This is a genomic window from Magnetospirillum moscoviense, from assembly GCF_001650635.1.
In the GTDB taxonomy this organism is placed as follows: domain Bacteria; phylum Pseudomonadota; class Alphaproteobacteria; order Rhodospirillales; family Magnetospirillaceae; genus Magnetospirillum; species Magnetospirillum moscoviense.
This window is the reverse complement of record NZ_LWQU01000123.1, coordinates 26,007-44,705: the sequence shown is the minus strand read 5'-3', so window position 1 is coordinate 44,705 and position 18,699 is coordinate 26,007. Positions and strand designations below refer to the sequence as shown.

Genomic DNA, 18,699 nt, shown 5'->3' with positions numbered 1-18,699 from the left:
CATCAGCCGACGAAACGGCGGACCGACAGGGCGGCGACCTGGGCCAGGAAGGCGATCAGTTCGGTGCCCTGGCCGGAATGAAAGGTGCGGCCATGGCGCGAGCCCAGGGCCAGCAGGCCGGCCGGGCAGCGTCCGCCGGCATCCAGGCGGACCAGCGCCGACGACGACACCAGATCCGCCCCTTCGCCGAATACCAAGGGATCGCCCGGCATCTGCTCGGCCAGGGCGCAGGCGCGGTCGGGACCGCCCAGCACCCGATCGACATGGCCGGGCGGCAGGCGCAAGATGGCGGCGGCGGCCAACTCCGGCAGCGCCTCGCCGCTTTCCTCGAAGGCCAGGGTGGCGACATCGACGTCAAGCATCGGCGCCAGATCGTCGGCGACGGCGCCGGCCAGTTCGGCCATGCTGTCGGCCGACAACAGCGCCAGCACCGCCTGGTGGGTGCGGTTCTGGGTGCTCATGTTCGAGCGGCTGGTGTGGATCAGATGCTCGGCGGCGCCGCGCACGCGATCGACTTCTTCCTGCAGGCGCTCGATCATGAAGGTCTGCAGATCGACCACCGCTTCGGAGCCGGGCCAGCGCGACGGCGGCGCCAGGAAAGCGGCCAGTTCGGTGTGGCGCAACAGGAAGTCGGGGTGGCGGCGCAGATAATCGGCCACCTGCTGGTCGGACAGCGGCGGAGCGGCGTCGGCTTTATCGTCGTGCTTGCGCACCATGCAGGGCAGGTCCCATAACAGAAGCGAGCCAGACAATAGACCATGCTTTCCGCCGCCGCCAACCCCGCCCGACACTTTTATTGCGATTCGCGTGTCGCGGTGCTGCTGCCGCTGCCGCTGGCCGGCGCCTATGACTATCGCGTCGGCGCCGATCCGGTGGCCCAGGGCGACGTCGTCGAGGTGCCGCTGGCCGGCCGCACCAGCCTGGGGGTGGTGTGGGGACCGGGCAGTGCCGCCACCGATCCCGGTAAGCTCAGGACCATCCTGCGCCGTCTGCCGGCGAAGCCAATCCCTGAGGCGCTCTGCCGTTTCGTCGATTGGGTCGCCGCCTATACCCTGGCCCCGCCGGGCGCGGTGCTGAAGATGGCGATCAGCGTTCCGGCGGCGCTGGAGCCGCCCGCCCCGATCTGGGCGGTGCGCGCGCGGCCCATCCCGGACGGCCTGAAACTGACCGCGACGCGACGCAAGGTCCTGGAGACCGCCGCCGCCCACCCGCCCCTGACCATGGCCGACCTGGCCCGCGAGGCCGGGACCGGCGACAGCGTCGTCAAGGGCCTGGTCGAGGCCGGCGCATTGGAAAAGGTGGCGCTGGCGCCGCCTGCCCCCTTCGCCGCCCCCCAGGCCCATCGCGACGGCCCGGCCCTGTCCGAGAGCCAAGCCCAGGCGGCGGCTGCGCTGGCCGAAATCGCTGGCTTCCATGTCTGGCTGCTGGACGGTGTCACCGGATCGGGCAAGACCGAGGTCTATTTCGAGGCGGTGGCCGCCGCCCTGAAGCGCGGCCGCCAGGTGCTGGTGCTGCTGCCCGAGATCGCCCTGTCGGCGCAATGGCTGGGACGTTTCCGCTCGCGCTTCGGGGTCGAGCCGGCGGTGTGGCATTCCGAACTGTCCGACGGCAAGCGCCGCGCCACCTGGCGGGCGGTGGCCGACGGCACAGCGGCCGTGGTGGTCGGCGCCCGCTCGGCGCTGTTCCTGCCCTTCCCCGATCTGGGCCTGATCGTCGTCGACGAGGAACATGACGGCGCCTTCAAGCAGGAAGACGGCGTCTGCTATCACGCCCGCGACATGGCGGTGGTCCGCGCCCGCATCGGGGCGTGTCCGGTGATCCTGGCCTCGGCGACGCCGTCCTTGGAAACCCTGGCCAACGTCCAGGCCGGGCGCTACCACCGCCTGCACCTGCCCGACCGTCATGCCGGCGCGGTGCTGCCCGAGATCAGTATGGTCGACCTGCGCCGCACCCCGCCGCCGCGCGGCTTCTGGCTGGCCCCGCCGCTGGTGGCAGCCATCGAGCGCACCCTGGCCGAGGGCGAGCAGGCCATGCTGTTCCTCAATCGCCGGGGCTATGCGCCACTGACGCTGTGCCGCAAATGCGGCCACCGCCTGCAATGCCCGCACTGCACCGCGTGGTTGGTCGAGCATCGCCAGGCCGGCCGCCTGATCTGCCACCATTGCGGCCACGCCACCCGCCTGCCCTCGGTCTGCCCGGAATGCGAGGCCGAAGACAGCTTCGCCGCCTGCGGCCCCGGCATCGAGCGCATCGCCGAGGAAGCCACCCACCGCTTTCCCGGCGCCCGGGTGGCGATGATGGCGTCGGACACCGTCTCCGGCCCCCATGCCGCCGCCGAGTTCGTCCGCCAGGTCGCCGACCACGAGATCGACCTGCTGGTCGGCACCCAGATCGTCGCCAAGGGCTATCACTTCCCGATGCTGACCCTGGTCGGCGTGGTCGATGCCGATCTGGGGCTGGAAGGCGGCGATCTGCGGGCCGGCGAGCGCACCTTCCAATTGCTGTCGCAGGTGGCCGGCCGCGCCGGCCGCGCCGAGCGGCCCGGCCGGGTGCTGCTGCAGACCTTCCAGCCCGACCATCCGGTGATGCGGGCGCTGGTGGCGGGCGACCGCGATTCCTTCATCGCGGCGGAAGCCGAATGCCGTCGCGACGCCGGCATGCCGCCCTTTGCCCGCCTGGCGGCCTTGATCGTCTCCGGCCCCGATGCCGGCGCCGTCGACGATTATGCCCGCCGCCTGGCCCGCACCGCCCCCCACACCGAGGGGCTGGAGGTGATCGGCCCGGCACCTGCGCCCATGGCCCTGCTGCGCGGCCGCCACCGCCGCCGCTTCCTGATCAAGGCGGCGCGCACCGTGGCGCTGCAGGCAGCGTTAAAGGAGTGGCTGGCCATCTGTCCGGCGAAACAGCCCCTGCGGGTGCAGGTGGACATCGATCCGTACTCTTTCGTTTAGGGTAGTGAGTCGGGTGGAAAGGTCACCGCCCGACCGGGTGGGGCGACTTTCTGGCCGCGCTTGCACAAAAGGCACTCGAGTCGTCTTGCAACGCAGCAACCGATGTGCTAGTTAACCGTCGCGCTTGCGGGTGGGTCAGCCCTCGCCCGAGGCGCAATATTTTTATACTTCAATGCTTTGTAGGCTGCCGGCGAATTCGTTTTCGACCTGATCCGAAGGACTTGCCCAGGTGCCATCCGAAACCATTGGCGTGATCGCCGAACGCTACGCTACCGCGCTCTTCGAGCTGGCCGAAAGCCAGAATGCTCTCGATTTGGTGGCGAGCGACCTCAAGAGTCTGAAGGCCATGATCCGCGACAGTGCGGACTTCAATCGCCTTCTCGACAGTCCCGTGTTGACCCGCGCCGAGCAGGGCAAGGCCGTTGCGGCCCTGGCCACCGCCGCCAAGTTCAATACGCTCACCGCGAATTTCCTTGGCCTGGCCGCCACCAACCGCCGCCTGTCCTCCCTGCCCGGCATCATCGAGTGCTTCCTTGGCCTGCTGGCCGCGAAGCGTGGTGAGATTGCCGCCAAGGTGTTGTCGGCGGTCGAGTTGACCAAGGGTCAGATCGCCGCGCTGGAAGCCTCGTTGAAGACGGCTTTCGTTGGAAATGTTGCCGTTGACGTCACCGTCGACCCCAGCCTGCTGGGTGGCCTGATGGTGAATGTCGGCTCTCGTATGGTTGACAGCTCGTTGAAGACGAAGCTGCAGCACCTCAAGCTTGCCATGAAAGGGGTTGGATAATGGAAATCCGCGCGGCTGAGATCTCCGCGATCCTCAAGCAACAGATCGCCAATTTCGGAACCGAGGCGGAAGTCGCCGAGGTCGGACAGGTGTTGTCTGTCGGTGACGGTATCGCCCGCGTCCACGGCCTCGACAAGGTCCAGGCCGGCGAGATGGTCGAATTCCCCGGCGGCATCAAGGGTATGGCGCTGAACCTCGAATCCGACAATGTCGGCGTCGTGATCTTCGGTGACGACCGCAACATCAAGGAAGGTGACGTCGTCAAGCGCACCGGCGCCATCGTCGACGTCCCCGTCGGCAAGGGCCTGCTGGGTCGCGTCGTTGACGCCCTGGGCAACCCCATCGACGGCAAGGGCCCGATCGCCTCGGACCAGCGTTCGCGCGTCGATGTCAAGGCGCCGGGCATCATTCCGCGCAAGTCGGTGCACGAGCCGATGAGCACCGGCATCAAGGCCGTCGATGCCCTGATCCCTGTCGGCCGCGGCCAGCGCGAGCTGGTCATCGGTGACCGTCAGACCGGCAAGACCGCCATTCTGATCGACACCATCATCAATCAGAAGCGCTGGCACGACGCCTCGGACGAGAAGGCCAAGCTGTTCTGCATCTACGTCGCCGTCGGCCAGAAGCGCTCGACCGTCGCGCAGATCGTCAAGACGCTGACCGACTACGGCGCGATGGATTACACCATCGTCGTGGCCGCCACCGCCTCGGAACCCGCCCCGCTGCAGTTCATCGCCCCCTATGCCGGTTGCGCCATGGGCGAGTACTTCCGCGACAACGGCATGCACGCCCTGATCATCTATGACGATCTGTCCAAGCAGGCCGTCGCTTATCGTCAGATGTCGCTGCTGCTGCGCCGTCCGCCGGGCCGCGAAGCCTATCCGGGCGACGTGTTCTATCTGCACTCGCGCCTGCTGGAACGCGCCGCCAAGATGGGCGACGCCGCCGGTGCTGGAAGCTTGACCGCTCTGCCGGTCATCGAGACCCAGGCCAACGACGTCTCGGCCTACATCCCGACCAACGTGATCTCGATCACCGACGGCCAGATCTTCCTGGAAACCGACCTGTTCTATAAGGGCATCCGCCCCGCCGTGAACGTCGGCCTGTCGGTGTCGCGCGTCGGCTCGGCCGCCCAGATCAAGGCGATGAAGCAGGTGTCCGGCTCGATCAAGCTGGAACTGGCTCAGTATCGTGAAATGGCCGCCTTCGCCCAGTTCGCCTCGGATCTCGATCCGGCGACCCAGAAGCTGCTCAATCGCGGTGCGCGTCTGACCGAACTGCTGAAGCAGCCGCAGTACTCGCCGATGCCGACCGAGGAAGAAGTGATCGCCATCTATGCCGGCGTGAAGGGCTACCTCGACAAGCTGGACCTGCGCGATGTCGGCCGCTTCGAAACGGCCATGCTGTCGGAGATGAGGGCCAAGCACGCCGACATCCTGACCGCCATCGCCACCGAAAAGCAGATTTCCGCGCAAACCGAAGAGAAGCTGAAGGCGTTCTTCGACGCCTTCTCCAAGACCTTCGCGTAATCGGAAGGGGTCTGAAACCCGATGCCGAGCCTTAAGGACCTACGGCTGAGGATCGTCTCCGTCAAATCGACGAGGAAGATCACGTCAGCCATGAAGATGGTCGCCGCTTCCAAGCTCCGCCGCGCCCAGACGGCGGCGGAGTCGGCGCGACCCTTCGCCGAGCGCATGGAGCGCATGCTGGGCACTCTGGCCGGCTCGCTTGCCGGCCAGTCGGGTGCACCCCGCATGCTGGCCGGAACCGGCAAGGACGATGTCCAGCTGATCGTCATGGTGACCGCTGATCGCGGCCTGTGCGGCGGCTTCAATTCGTCCATCGTGCGTAACGTCAAGCAGCTTGCCGGTCAGCTTCTCAAGGAAGGCAAGACCGTCAAGATCCTTCCGGTGGGCCGCAAGGGCCGCGAACAGATCCGCCGTGATTTCGGCCCGCATCTGATCGAAGGCTTCGAGGGCCTGGGCCGCAAGGGCATTTCCTTCGCCGAAGCCGATCAGGTGGCGACCCGTATCACCCAGTTGTTCGACGAGAACGAGTTCGACGTCTGCACCGTGGTGTACAACCGCTTCCAGTCGGCCATCGCCCAGGTGGTGACCCGCCAGCAGCTGATCCCCTTCCCGGTGCCCGCCGAAGGCCCGGTCAAGGCTGACGCCGCGGCCAAGGCTCTCTACGAGTTCGAACCGAGCGAGGAAGACATCCTGAATTCCCTGCTGCCGCGCAATCTGGCGGTGCAGATCTTCCGGTCGATCCTGGAAAGCCAGGCGTCGGAACAGGGTGCCCGTATGACCGCCATGGACAATGCCACCCGCAACGCGGGCGACATGATCAACGGCCTGACCATCAAGTACAACCGGTCGCGTCAGGCTCAGATCACCAAGGAACTGATCGAAATCATCTCCGGCGCTGAGGCGCTGTAAGGAAGACTAGGAGCTCACAATGGCAAACAAGAACGTCGGCAAGATCACCCAGGTTATGGGCGCCGTCGTGGACGTGCGCTTCGAGGGCCCGCTGCCGGCCATCCTGAACGCGCTCCACACCCAGAACCAGGGCCACACCCTGGTTCTCGAAGTGGCTCAGCATCTGGGCGAAAACACCGTCCGCACCATCGCCATGGACTCGTCCGAAGGCCTGGTTCGCGGCGCCGAGGTGACCGACACCGGTTCGTCGATCCAGATGCCGGTCGGGCCGGAATGCCTGGGCCGCATCCTCAACGTCATCGGCGAGCCGATCGACGAGCGCGGCCCGGTCGGTCACAAGACCACCCGCCCGATCCACGCCGATGCCCCGGAATTCGTCGATCAGGCCACCGAGACCGAGATCCTGGTCACCGGCATCAAGGTCATCGACCTGCTGGCCCCGTATGTGAAGGGCGGTAAGATCGGCCTGTTCGGCGGCGCTGGCGTGGGCAAGACCGTGCTGATCATGGAACTGATCAACAACGTCGCCAAGGCCCACGGTGGTTACTCGGTGTTCGCCGGTGTCGGCGAGCGTACCCGCGAAGGCAACGACCTCTATCACGAAATGATGGAATCAGGCGTCATCAAGACCGACGGCCCGGGCTCGAAGGTGGCCCTGGTGTACGGTCAGATGAACGAGCCGCCGGGCGCCCGCGCCCGTGTCGCCCTGTCGGGTCTGACCGTCGCCGAATATTTCCGCGACGAAGAAGGCCAGGACGTGCTGTTCTTCGTGGACAACATCTTCCGCTTCACCCAGGCCGGTTCGGAAGTGTCGGCTCTGCTGGGCCGCATCCCGTCGGCGGTGGGCTATCAGCCCACTCTCGCCACCGACATGGGCACCTTGCAGGAACGCATCACCTCGACCAAGAAGGGCTCGATCACCTCGGTGCAGGCGATTTACGTGCCGGCCGACGATTTGACCGACCCTGCGCCGGCCACCTCGTTCGCCCACTTGGACGCCACCACCGTTCTGTCGCGTCAGATCGCCGAGCTGGGCATCTATCCGGCGGTGGATCCGCTGGACTCGACCAGCCGTGCGCTGGACGCCCGCGTCGTCGGTCAGGAACATTACGGCGTCGCCCGTGAAGTGCAGCGCATCCTGCAGACCTACAAGTCGCTGCAGGACATCATCGCGATCCTGGGCATGGACGAGCTGTCGGAAGAAGACAAGCTGGTCGTTGCCCGCGCTCGTAAGATCCAGCGCTTCCTGTCGCAGCCCTTCCACGTTGCCGAAGTCTTCACCGGTTCGCCGGGCAAGCTGGTGTCGCTGGAAGACACCATCAAGGGCTTCAAGGCCATCGTCGCCGGCGAATACGATCACCTGCCGGAAGTCGCCTTCTACATGGTCGGCGGCATCGACGAAGTGGTCGAGAAGGCCAAGAAGCTGGCTGCCGAAGCCGCGTAAGGACCTTTGGGGCAAGGTGCCGCGGCACCTTGCCCCGCCATCCTTTGAGGACATTGGCTCATGGCCGACAAGATCAAGTTCGAACTGGTGTCGCCCGCCAAGCTGCTGATCAGCTCGCCGGTGGACATGGTGATTGTTCCCGGCACCGAAGGTGACTTCGGCGCCCTGGCCCAGCATGCGCCGATGATCACCACCGTCCGTCCCGGCGTCATCGACGTCCATGACGGCGGCAAGGTGTCCAATCGCATTTTCGTGGCCGGCGGCTTCGCCGAGGTCAATGAAGAGCGCATCACCGTCCTGGCCGAAGAGGCTTTGCCGGTGGCCGACATCACCCACGACATGTATTCGGCCCGCCTGCAGGCCGCCAAGGAGGCTTTGGCCGACGCCAAGACCGATGGCGCCCGCATCGCCGCCGAGCAGCTGTTGTCGATTGCCCAGGCCATGCAGGCCGCGGCGCCCCGCCACTAGTGTCCTGCCCCCGAAATTCGCAAGGCGAATTCCGGGGATAAGCAGGCCACTAATTGGTTGAATTGTGTGGTGATTCTGAAATTAGCATGGTCGTGCGAATTTCAGAATCACCACACTAGGATCAGCCGCACGAATCGTCGGGGGCCGGCCCATTGGTGCCGGCCCTTCGTCGTTTCATTCTGCTTGATTGCCGCCGCGCCGCGGGCAAGATATCCGCCCACGGATTTCATAAGGGACCACACCATGCCGCATTGGACGCCTGACGACATCAACTGGGCCGCTTTCGACGCTTCGAAGCTTGACCCGGACACGCTGATGGTGGTCAAGGCGGCGGCGATGGTGGAACGCAATGCCGGCGACTACACCGCCTATCTGTCGACGGTGTTCAAGGGCGACGACGAATTCCTGTCCATCGCCGCCGAATGGCAGATCGAGGAAGTGCAGCACGGCGACATGCTGGGCCACTATGCCGAGCTGGCCGACCCGAATTTCAATTTCGCCGCCCGCTTCAAGAAGTTCACCGACATCTATCAGGTGCCCCAGGATGTCGCCGCTTCGGTGCGCGGCTCGCGTACCGGCGAATTGCTGGCCCGCTGCATCGTCGAGACCGGCACCTCCAGCTTCTATTCGGCGCTGCGGGACGCCACCGACGAGCCGGTGCTGAAGGATTTGTGCCACCGCATCGCCGGTGACGAATTCCGTCATTACAAGACCTTCTACGTCTTCATGAAGCGCTATATCCAGCAAGAAGGCGTCGGCATCTTCCGCCGCGCCATGGTCGCCGCCGGCCGCATCAAGGAAACCGACGACGACGAATTGGCCAGCGCCTGGCACGCCGCCAACGACCCCGAGGGCATGGAATATGACCTGGCCCGCTGCAATCGCGAATATGCCGGCCGCGCCTATGCCGTCTACCGGCAAAAGCACGCCGAGCGCGCCGTCAACATGGTCCTGAAGGTGGTCGGCTTCGATCCGCAGGGCTGGCTGGGGGCCCGGGCCAAGGCCTTCGCCGTCAAGAAGATGCAGTCGCGCGTCGCCCAGATGAAGCCGGCCGCCTGATCTTGGCCAGAAAGCGCAAGGGCCAGCCGGTCCACGGCTGGATCGCCATCGACAAGCCGGAAGGAATCGGCTCGACCAAGGTGGTGTCCGACGTGCGCCGTCTGTTCGACGCCGCCAAGGCCGGCCATGGCGGCACGCTGGACCCGCTGGCCTCGGGCATCCTGCCGATCGCCTTGGGCGAGGCCACCAAGACGGTGGCCTATGTGATGGACGGGGCCAAGACCTACCGATTCACCGTCCAATTCGGCGAGGCCCGTTCGACCGACGACCGCGAGGGCGAGGTCACCGCCACGTCGGATGTCCGCCCCGACGATACAGCCATCCGCGCCGTGCTGCCCCGCTTTGTCGGCGAGATTTCCCAGGTGCCGCCGGCCTTTTCCGCCCTGAAGATCGACGGCGAGCGGGCCTATGACCTGGCGCGCGCCGGCGAAACGGTCGAATTGGCGGCCCGCACCGTGCGCATCGACCGCCTCGAGCTGATCGAACGCACCGGCCCCGACCTTGCCACCTTCGAGGTCGCGTGCGGCAAGGGCACCTATGTCCGCTCGCTGGCCCGCGACATCGCGGCTTGCCTGGGCACCGTCGGCCATGTCGCCCGGCTGCGCCGCACCGCCTGCGGTCCGTTCAATGAAACCAATGCGATTCCTCTGGACAAGGCCCGCTCGCTCGGGCATGGTCCCGCCCTTCGGGCTTTGCTGCTTCCGATTCTGACCGCGCTGGACGACATCCCGGCCCTGGCCTTGACGGAAGATGAAGCCCGGCGCCTCGGCAGCGGTCAGGTTTTCAGCCTGCGCGAAACGCCCAGTGCATTCGGCCCGACCCAGGTGGTCAAGGCCTTGTGCGACGGACGGCTGGTGGCGTTGGCCCAAGTCGAGGGCGGCCTTGTCCGCTCGCTGCGTGGGCTCAATCTCGAAACCTCTTCATCAGGAGAAGACGATGTCGATCACTGCCGAGCGTAAGACCGAGCTGGTCAAGGAATATGCGACCCACGAAGGCGACACCGGTTCTCCGGAAGTCCAGGTGGCCATCCTGTCGGAGCGTATCCGCAACCTGACCGAGCACCTGAAGGACCACAAGAAGGATTTCCACTCGCGTCGTGGCCTGCTGATCATGGTTGGTCAGCGCCGTCGCATGCTGGACTATTTGAAGGGCATCAATGTCGGCCGCTACGAGCAGCTGATCGCCCGCCTGGGTCTGCGCAAGTAAGGTACCAAGCCCCCGGCCAGTCCGGGGGCTTGTTTTTTGGCCGCACTCGTGCGGTTATCTTTTCGCCCGCGCGGGGAATGGTCCCTTCGCGGGCGGTCGCCATTGGGCGAGTTTCCGCCATGGGGCGGACAGTACGGTGCAGGGCCGCAATCCGGCGGCCTTTGCGTTTGGGATAAGGATTAACACGAAATGTCCATGTTTAACGTCACCCGCAAGGAAATCATGTGGGGCGGTCGCAAGCTGGTTCTGGAGACCGGCAAGATCGCCCGCCAGGCCGATGGCGCGGTTCTCGCCACCTATGGTGACACGGTCGTGCTGTGCACCGCGGTCGCTGCCAAGGCCCCCCGCCCGGGTGTGGATTTCTTCCCGCTGACCTGCAACTACCAGGAAAAGGCCTTCGCGGCCGGCAAGATCCCCGGCGGCTTCTTCAAGCGCGAGGGACGCCCCAGCGAAAAGGAAACCCTGGTTTCGCGTCTGATCGACCGTCCGATCCGCCCGCTGTTCGTCGATGGTTTCCGTAACGAGACCCAGATCGTCTGCACCGTGCTGTCGCACGACATGGAAAACGACCCCGACATCGTCGCCATGGTGGGCGCCTCGGCGGCGCTGACCATTTCGGGCGTGCCGTTCATGGGTCCGCTGGGCGCCGCCCGCGTCGGCTGGGTCGACGGCCAGTACGTGCTGAACCCGACCATGGACCAGATCAAGGCCTCGCAGTTGGACCTGGTGGTCGCCGGCACCGTCGAAGGCGTGCTGATGGTCGAGTCCGAGGCTCAGGAGCTGTCGGAAGAGATCATGCTGGGCGCCGTGACCTTCGGTCACAAGTCGTTCCAGCCGGTGATCCAGGCGATCATCGAGATGGCCGAAGCCTGCGCCAACGAGCCGTGGGACATCGCCCCGCCGCCGCCGGCCATCGAGACCGTCAACGCCAAGCTGGCAGCCGCCGGCATCCCGGCCGAGATGGCCGAGGCGTACAAGATCGTCAAGAAGCAGGACCGCTACGGCGCCGTCGGCGCCGTCAAGGCCAAGGCCATGGCCCTGATCACCGACGAGGCCGAGCTGGCCGTCGCTCCGGGCGTGCTGAAGCACATGGAATCCGACGTGGTGCGCGGCAACATCTTGAAGACCGGCATCCGCATCGACGGCCGCGACACCAAGACCGTGCGTCCGATCGTGGCGGAAGTCGGCGTGCTGTCCCGCGCCCACGGTTCGGCCCTGTTCACCCGTGGCGAGACCCAGGCCCTGGTGGTCGCCACCCTGGGCACCGGTCAGGACGAGCAGATCATCGACGCTCTGGCGGGCGAGTACCGCGAGAACTTCATGCTGCATTACAACTTCCCCCCCTACTCGGTGGGTGAGACCGGCCGCATGGGCAGCCCGGGCCGTCGCGAGATCGGCCACGGCAAGCTGGCTTGGCGCGCCATCCACCCCTGCCTGCCGACCAAGGAGGCCTTCCCCTACACGCTGCGTTCGGTGTCCGAGATCACCGAGTCGAACGGCTCGTCCTCGATGGCCACCGTCTGCGGCACCTCGCTGGCGCTGATGGATGCCGGCGTTCCGCTGCTTCGCCCCGTGGCCGGCATCGCCATGGGCCTGATCAAGGAAGGGTCCGACTTCGCCGTGCTGTCCGACATCCTGGGTGACGAAGATCACCTGGGCGACATGGACTTCAAGGTGGCCGGCACCGATGCGGGCGTCACCGCCCTGCAGATGGACATCAAGATCACCTCGATCACCGAGGAGATCATGAAGATCGCCCTGGGCCAGGCCAAGGACGGCCGTCTGCACATCCTGGGCGAGATGTCCAAGGGTCTGGACAGCGCCCGCACCGAAGTGTCGGGCAATGCTCCGCGCATCGTCACCTTCAACATCCCGAAGGAGAAGATCCGCGAAGTCATCGGCACCGGCGGCAAGGTCATCCGCGAGATCTGCGAGAACACCGGCGCCAAGATCGACATCGACGATGACGGCACCATCAAGGTGGCCTCGACCGATTCGGACGCTGGCCAGCGCGCCATCGACTGGATCCGCGGCATCGTCGCCGAGCCCGAAATCGGCGTGATCTACACCGGCAAGGTCGTCAAGGTCGTCGATTTCGGCGCCTTCGTGAACTTCCTGGGCAGCCGCGACGGCCTGGTCCACATCTCGGAACTGAGCCGCGAGCGGGTCGCCAAGACCGCCGACATCCTGAATGTCGGCGACGCGGTCAAGGTCAAGGTCATCGGCTTCGACGACCGCGGCAAGGTCAAGCTGTCGATGAAGTGCGTCGATCAGGCCACCGGTGAGGACATCACCGCCCAGGTCGAGGCCGAAAAGGCCGAACGCAAGGAACAGTACGAGAAGAAGAAGCGCTCGCGCGACGATCATTCCGAGGATTGATCGCCAACAGGGCGAAGTCAGGATGCGGGCTGCCGAAAGGCAGCCCGTTTTCTTTTGGTGGGGTGGAATAGCCCTATTTCGGCAGGGCGGCGGTCAAGGTCCGGTCGTAATTGTCCATGATCCGCTGGTATTCGCCGCTGTCCCTTAGGCGCTTCAAACCGCGATTGAAGGCGTCGCGCAAACCCTCGTCGCGGAAGGCGACCCGGTAGTCGGTGGGCGGGAACAGCGGATGGAAGCGCAAGGGCTGGGTGACATCGACCTTCTGGCGGACCTCGGGCGAGGCCGCGAACCAGTTGAAGATGTAACGGTCGGCCACCACCACCTCGGTCCGGCCGTGGAACAGCAGGATCGGCTGGACCACCTGCTTGGCCTCTTCCCGGTAATTGGGATTGGCCTTGGCCATCGCCTCGAATTCCGGCCCCAGATAACGCGAGGCTTCCTGGAACGCCACCACCGAGCGCCCGGCCAGGTCGCCGATCTTCCTAAGCTCCAGGTTGCTGGACCGTAAGGTGATGGCGAAGTTCTGATACTGGATGTGCGGCTCGGAATAGAATTCCTTGGCCCCGGCCCGGACCTGGACCGGCATCGCCGCATCGACCGCGCCGTGCTCCAAGTCCTTGGCGACGCGGGCCAGATAGGTCGGCTGCGGAACGATGGTGTGGCCTTCAAGCTCCAGCGCGCGACGGACGATGTCGTATTCCATGCCGCGCCACTCGTCGGCGATCACATAGGGCGGCAGGAACAACCCGACCGCCACCCGGACCTCGGCGGCGCCCAGGGTGGCCGCCGCCAACTGGCTCGCCAGCCCGACCGCCAGAAAGCACAGCCCCCTCATCCATCTGCAAGACTTCATCTTCCGCCCCCCGTCAGCGCCCGACCACGCCATTGGCCGCCATTATCACGCCCGCAGCAGGCAATGGAAAGGCTGCTGCCACCGCATTGGTCACAGGTTATAGTTGGGGGCCATGAACACCCCATCCACCGCCCTGCTGGACGATGCCACCACCCGCCAACGCCGGGCCGCCGACCCGGCTTCGTCGGTGTGGGTGGCTGCCAGCGCCGGCACCGGCAAGACCAAGGTTCTGACCGACCGGGTGCTGAGCCTGCTGCTGGCCGGCACGCCGCCTTCCCGTATCCTGTGCCTGACCTTCACCAAGGCGGCGGCTGCCGAGATGAGCATCCGCATCAACGGCCGGCTGGCCGGCTGGGCCACCGCCGCCGATGCCCAGTTGGCGCGGGACCTGGTCACCCTGCTGGGCCGCGACGCCACCGAGCTCGAACAGACCCGGGCGCGGCGATTGTTCGCCGCCGTGCTGGACGCGCCGGGCGGCATGCATATCGAGACCATCCACGCCTTCTGCCAATCGCTGCTGCGCCGCTTCCCGCTGGAAGCCGGCCTGGCGCCGCACTTCCAGGTGATGGACGAACGAGATGCCGGCGAATTGCTGGAAGATTCCAAGGACGAGGTTCTGACCCAGGCCCGCGACGGCGCCGATCCGACCCTGGCCGAAGCATTGGGCGCGGTGACCCGCCTGGTGCACGAAACCGCCTTTCCCGAATTGATGGCCGAACTGGCCGGCGATCGCGGCCGCCTGCGCCGGCTGATCGATCGCCATGGCGGCCTGGCCGGCTTGAAGGATGCCCTGTGGTCGGCCCTGGGCCTGGACCCCACCGACAGCGCCGAGGCGGTCGTCCGGGCCGCCACCGCCGACCATGCCTTCGACCGGGCCGGCCTGGTCCACGCCGCCCAGTCCCTGCTGAACGGGTCCGACGCCGATGCCCGCAAGGGCGAAACCATGGCCGCCTGGCTGGCCGCGCCCGAGCGCCGCGCCGATGCCCTGGACGAGTGGGTTCGGGTGTTCCTGACCAATGACGGCACCATCCGCAAGTCCCTGGCGACCAAGAAGGTGTTGGCGATCCCGGGTGTCGAGGCGGCTCTCGCCACCGAGGCCGAGCGGGTCCTGCGGCTGACCGATCGCCTGAAGTCGGTCCGCGTCGGCCAGGCCACATTGGCGCTTCTGACCCTGGGCCAAGCGCTGCTGGCCGGTTACGAGACCCGTAAGCGCGCCCGCGCGGTGATGGATTACGACGACCTGATCCTGGCCGCCCGCGACCTCTTGGCCCATCCCGGGGTGGCGCCGTGGGTGCTTTACAAGCTGGACGGCGGCATCGACCACGTGCTGATCGACGAGGCCCAGGACACCAACCCCGACCAATGGGCGGTGGTGGAACGCCTGACCGCCGAGTTCTTCGCCGGCCGCGGCAGCCGCGAGCTGGTGCGCACCATCTTCGCCGTCGGCGACGTCAAGCAATCGATCTACAGCTTCCAGCGCGCCGACCCGGCCGCCTTCGATGCCATGCGCCGGCTGTTCGCTGAACATGTGCCCGCCGCCGGCCAGGACTGGGCGGAAATCCCCTTGAACCTGTCGTTTCGCTCGACGTCAGCGGTGCTGGACGCGGTCGATGCGGTGTTCACCGGCCCGGCCCGCGACGGCGTGCTGGAACCCGAGCAGGGCGACGACCAGCGCCACATCGCCTTCCGCCAGGGCCAAGCCGGCCTGGTCGAGCTGTGGCCGCCGGTCTGCCCGCGCGCCGTGGATGATCCGCCGCCGTGGAAACCGCCGATCGAACGCATCAAGGGCGATTCCCCCAGCACCCGCCTGGCCCGGCTGGTGGCCGGCCGCATCGCCGCCATGGTCGGGGGCGAGAGTCTGGAAAGCCAGGGCCGCCCGGTGCGGGCCGGCGACATCATGGTGCTGCTGCGAAGGCGCGGCGGCTTCGTCGAGGATCTGGTGCGCGAGTTGAAGGCGCTGGCGGTGCCGGTGGCCGGCGCCGACCGCATGGTGCTGACCGAGCAATTGGCGGTGATGGATCTGATGGCGCTGGGCGCGGTCTTGCTGCTGCCCGAGGACGATTTGACGCTGGCCACCGTTCTGAAAGGCCCCTTGGTCGGCCTGACCGAGGAGCAATTGTTCGAGCTGGCGTGGAATCGCGGCCCGGTCCCGCTGTGGGAGGCGTTGCAGCGGCGCGCCGGCTTCGACCGCACCGCCGCCGCCGCGTTGGATTATCTGACCGGCCTGATGGCCCTGACCGACCGGCTGGGGCCGGCCGACCTGTTCGCCCACATCCTGGGCCCCAAGGGCGGCAAGCGGGCATTGCTGGCCCGGCTGGGCCCCGACGCCGCCGACCCCATCGACGAATTCGTCAACCTGACCCTGGCCTTCGAACGCGGCCATCCGCCCAGCCTGCAGGGCTTCCTGCGCTGGCTGGAACAAGGCGCCGTCGAGATCAAGCGCGACCTGGAACAAGGCGGGCGCGACGCGGTGCGGATCATGACCGTGCACGGCTCGAAGGGCCTGCAGGCGCCCATCGTCTTCCTGCCCGACACCTTGCAGATGCCGACCAAGGGGCCGCGCCTGCTGTGGAGCGGTCCACCTGAATCGGAAATGCTGCTGTGGCCGCCCAGCGCCGAATCCGACGATTCCATGTGCGCCGCCGCGCGCGCCGCCCGCAAGCTGGCAGCCGAACGGGAATATCGCCGCCTGCTCTATGTGGCGATGACCCGGGCCGAGGATCGCTTGATCGTCTGCGGCTGGGAAACCAAACGCCAAGCCCCGGCGGCATGCTGGTACAAGCTGGTCAAGGCCGGGCTGGAGCCATTGGCCGAACGGGTCGAGGATTCCTTCCTGGCCGCCGCCGCCGAGACCGAGACCGCCACCATCCTGCGGCTGACCTGCCCGCAGACCGCCCCGCCCGATCGCAAGGCCTCGTCGCCGGACGCGCACGCGCAGGCGCAACTGCCGGAACCGTCATGGCTGCGTCAGTCGCCGCCGCCCGAGCCGGCCCCGCCGCGCCCGCTGGCGCCGTCGGCCCCCGAGGGCGAGGAACCGCCGGTGCGCTCGCCGCTGGGCGGCACCGACGGTAATGCCCGCTTCCAGCGCGGCCGGTTGATCCATCGCCTGCTGGAATTGCTGCCGGAAATCCCGCGCGAGGGCCGGGCCAGGGCGGCCATCCGCTTCCTGACCAAATCCGGCATCCGCGATTCGGGCCAGGCCTTGACCATCGCCGGCGAGGTCGCCGACATCCTGGACCATGCCCGCTTCGCGCCCCTGTTCGCGCCCGGCAGCCGCGCCGAGGTGCCCATCGTCGGCCTGGTCGGCGATAACCGGGCGATTTCCGGCCGGGTCGATCGTCTGGTGGTCACCGCCGACGAGGTGCTGGTGGTCGATTACAAGACCAACCGCCGCCCGCCGGCCGCCGGCGATCCGATTCCGGCTATTTACGTCAAGCAGATGGCCGCCTATCGGCTGGCGCTGGCCTGCATCTATCCGGGAAAACGCATCCGCTGCGCCCTGGTGTGGACCGACGGACCGCGCCTGGCGGAAATCGATGCCGCCCACATGGATGATGCGCTGGGTTGAGCCCGCGGGGCGTTTGAGCAAGCCCGGCTAAGGGCGCGTCACGCCAAAGCCTGCAAGGCCATTTCGGCGATGATGTCGATCAGGTCGGGTTCCGCCCCCAGGCCCGAGGCCAGGCGGACAATGCGGCCGTGGCTTTCGACCGGGCCGGTCTGGCCCGACACCAGACCGAACAAGGGCGGAATGTCCTGGCTGGCGTGCATGCCTTGCGCCACCAACAGCGGCAGGGCGACCACCTGGCGGCCGGCCACCAGATCGGGCCAGTCGGCCGCGAACGGGGCTTGTTCCAGAAAGGCCAGTGCCACTTCGGCGAAGCGGTTGGTCCGGGTGATGGCGGCGGCGATGGCCCTGGGCGTGTCGCCCGCCCCGCCCGGCCGCGACGACCCATGGGCGATCAGCAGCAGACTGGTTTCGGCCCCCGTCAGGCCGGCGGCTTCGGCCACCGCCAGGGCGCGCGCCGCCATCAAATCGGGGATGCGGGGATGGCCGCCGGCCGGCTCGGTCAGGCGCAGCACCCGTCCGTCCTTGCGGGTCACCGGCCCGTCCAGTCCCAGCGCCCTGGGGATCAGCGTGTCGGTGTAATAGCCCTTGCCGGCGAACACCGGGACGACCACCACTTCAGACGCGGTCAGGCGATCGAGGGCGCCGTCCAGCCCGGGGTCCTGCTTCATGAAGGCGGCCTGGACATCGGACCACGCGCCGCGTTGTTGCAGCGCCCGGGCCAACGCCAGGATGGGCGCCGCACTGTCCGGATGGCGCGCCGAGCCGTGCCCGACCAGCAGAATGGCCGGGCCGGGGCTCATTGCCGGGCTCCGAACCAGTCGAGCTGGCCGGCCAGGCCGACGACGCGGCCGATGACGATCAGGGTCGGCGCCTTCATCTTGGCTTCAAGGGTCAGACGCGGCAGGCTGCCGATGGTGCCGACGATGGTGCGCTGGCGCGGCGTGGTGCCGTTCTCGATCGCCGCCGCCGGCATGTCCGAGGCCAGGCCGGCGCTCATCAATTCGTCGGCGATATGGTCCAGGCTGTTGAGACCCATATAGATGACCAGGGTGCAGTCGGGATCGGCCAGCTTGGCCCAGTCGTAATCCAAGGGCTTGCCGTCCTTGGTGTGGCCGGGCAGCAGCCGCACCCCCTGCGCCAGGCCGCGATGGGTCAGCGGAATGCCGGCATAGGTGGCACAGCCCGAGGCCGACGAAATGCCCGGCACCACCTCGAAGGCGATGCCTTCACGCGCCAGCACCTCGGCCTCTTCCGAGCCGCGACCGAATACGAAGGGGTCGCCGCCCTTCAGGCGCACCACCTCGCGCCCCTCGCCGGCCAGGCTGACCAGCAGGGCGTTGATCTCGTCTTGCACCAGATGGTGGTTCGACATCTGCTTGCCGGCATAGATGCACTCGGCCTGCTCAGGGATCAGGGCCATGATCTCGGGGCTGACCAAACGGTCGAACACCACCGTCTTGGCCGATTGGATCAACCGCAGCGCCTTGACCGTCAGCAGGTCGGGGTCGCCGGGACCGGCTCCGACCAGAAATACCTTGCCTGCCGGCAT

At 66.9% G+C, this 18,699-nt stretch carries 15 protein-coding genes; 11 read left to right on the top strand and 4 right to left on the bottom strand.

The window, feature by feature from the left end:
• Positions 1-2: 2 nt before the first annotated feature.
• Complete coding sequence (locus A6A05_RS06690; protein ID WP_068498699.1) at positions 3-716, bottom strand: DUF484 family protein; 714 nt, start codon at positions 714-716, stop codon at positions 3-5.
• A 42-nt stretch (positions 717-758) separates the two neighbouring features.
• On the opposite strand from A6A05_RS06690, the gene A6A05_RS06685 reads away from it, so the two are divergent.
• The 10 genes from A6A05_RS06685 (at position 759) to pnp (ending at position 12,729) form a co-directional block, all read left to right on the top strand.
• Positions 759-2,951 carry a primosomal protein N' gene (locus tag A6A05_RS06685; protein WP_068498697.1) on the top strand — a complete coding sequence of 731 codons (2,193 nt, stop codon included), beginning with the start codon at positions 759-761 and terminating at the stop codon, positions 2,949-2,951.
• 229 nt (positions 2,952-3,180) lie between these two features.
• Positions 3,181-3,735: a F0F1 ATP synthase subunit delta gene (locus A6A05_RS06680; protein WP_068498695.1), complete on the top strand. Its 555-nt coding sequence runs from the start codon at positions 3,181-3,183 to the stop codon at positions 3,733-3,735.
• Complete coding sequence (gene atpA / locus A6A05_RS06675; protein WP_068498693.1) at positions 3,735-5,264, top strand: F0F1 ATP synthase subunit alpha; 1,530 nt, start codon at positions 3,735-3,737, stop codon at positions 5,262-5,264. The genes A6A05_RS06680 and atpA overlap by 1 nt, the downstream gene beginning before the upstream one ends.
• A 21-nt stretch (positions 5,265-5,285) precedes the next feature.
• Positions 5,286-6,173, top strand: a complete 888-nt coding sequence (locus A6A05_RS06670; RefSeq protein WP_068498691.1) for a F0F1 ATP synthase subunit gamma — start codon at positions 5,286-5,288, stop codon at positions 6,171-6,173.
• 19 nt (positions 6,174-6,192) lie between these two features.
• On the top strand, positions 6,193-7,617 hold the full coding sequence (gene atpD / locus A6A05_RS06665) for a F0F1 ATP synthase subunit beta (protein ID WP_068498689.1): 1,425 nt from the start codon (positions 6,193-6,195) through the stop codon (positions 7,615-7,617).
• A 60-nt stretch (positions 7,618-7,677) separates the two neighbouring features.
• A complete protein-coding gene (locus A6A05_RS06660) occupies positions 7,678-8,085 on the top strand; it encodes a F0F1 ATP synthase subunit epsilon (RefSeq protein ID WP_068498687.1) in 408 nt (135 codons plus the stop codon).
• Between the two features lie 66 nt (positions 8,086-8,151).
• Positions 8,152-9,144, top strand: a complete 993-nt coding sequence (locus tag A6A05_RS06655) for an acyl-ACP desaturase (RefSeq protein ID WP_342670015.1) — start codon at positions 8,152-8,154, stop codon at positions 9,142-9,144.
• Between the two features lie 2 nt (positions 9,145-9,146).
• Complete coding sequence (truB, locus tag A6A05_RS06650) at positions 9,147-10,103, top strand: tRNA pseudouridine(55) synthase TruB (RefSeq protein WP_068498684.1); 957 nt, start codon at positions 9,147-9,149, stop codon at positions 10,101-10,103.
• Complete coding sequence (gene rpsO, locus A6A05_RS06645; RefSeq protein ID WP_068498682.1) at positions 10,081-10,350, top strand: 30S ribosomal protein S15; 270 nt, start codon at positions 10,081-10,083, stop codon at positions 10,348-10,350. The genes truB and rpsO overlap by 23 nt, the downstream gene beginning before the upstream one ends.
• A 189-nt stretch (positions 10,351-10,539) precedes the next feature.
• Positions 10,540-12,729: a polyribonucleotide nucleotidyltransferase gene (pnp, locus tag A6A05_RS06640; protein ID WP_068498680.1), complete on the top strand. Its 2,190-nt coding sequence runs from the start codon at positions 10,540-10,542 to the stop codon at positions 12,727-12,729.
• A gap of 73 nt (positions 12,730-12,802) precedes the next feature.
• Here pnp and A6A05_RS06635 read toward each other — a convergent pair whose 3' ends face one another.
• On the bottom strand, positions 12,803-13,582 hold the full coding sequence (locus A6A05_RS06635) for a substrate-binding periplasmic protein (protein ID WP_172822211.1): 780 nt from the start codon (positions 13,580-13,582) through the stop codon (positions 12,803-12,805).
• Positions 13,583-13,694: 112 nt separating this feature from the next.
• On the opposite strand from A6A05_RS06635, the gene addA reads away from it, so the two are divergent.
• Entirely contained in the window at positions 13,695-17,150 is a 3,456-nt protein-coding gene (gene addA / locus A6A05_RS06630) for a double-strand break repair helicase AddA (RefSeq protein WP_068498679.1), read from the top strand.
• 38 nt (positions 17,151-17,188) lie between these two features.
• Here addA and A6A05_RS06625 read toward each other — a convergent pair whose 3' ends face one another.
• A complete protein-coding gene (locus tag A6A05_RS06625; protein ID WP_068498677.1) occupies positions 17,189-17,950 on the bottom strand; it encodes a CbiX/SirB N-terminal domain-containing protein in 762 nt (253 codons plus the stop codon).
• Positions 17,947-18,699, bottom strand: a complete 753-nt coding sequence (gene cobA / locus A6A05_RS06620; RefSeq protein WP_245644213.1) for a uroporphyrinogen-III C-methyltransferase — start codon at positions 18,697-18,699, stop codon at positions 17,947-17,949. Before cobA ends, A6A05_RS06625 begins: the two co-directional genes overlap by 4 nt.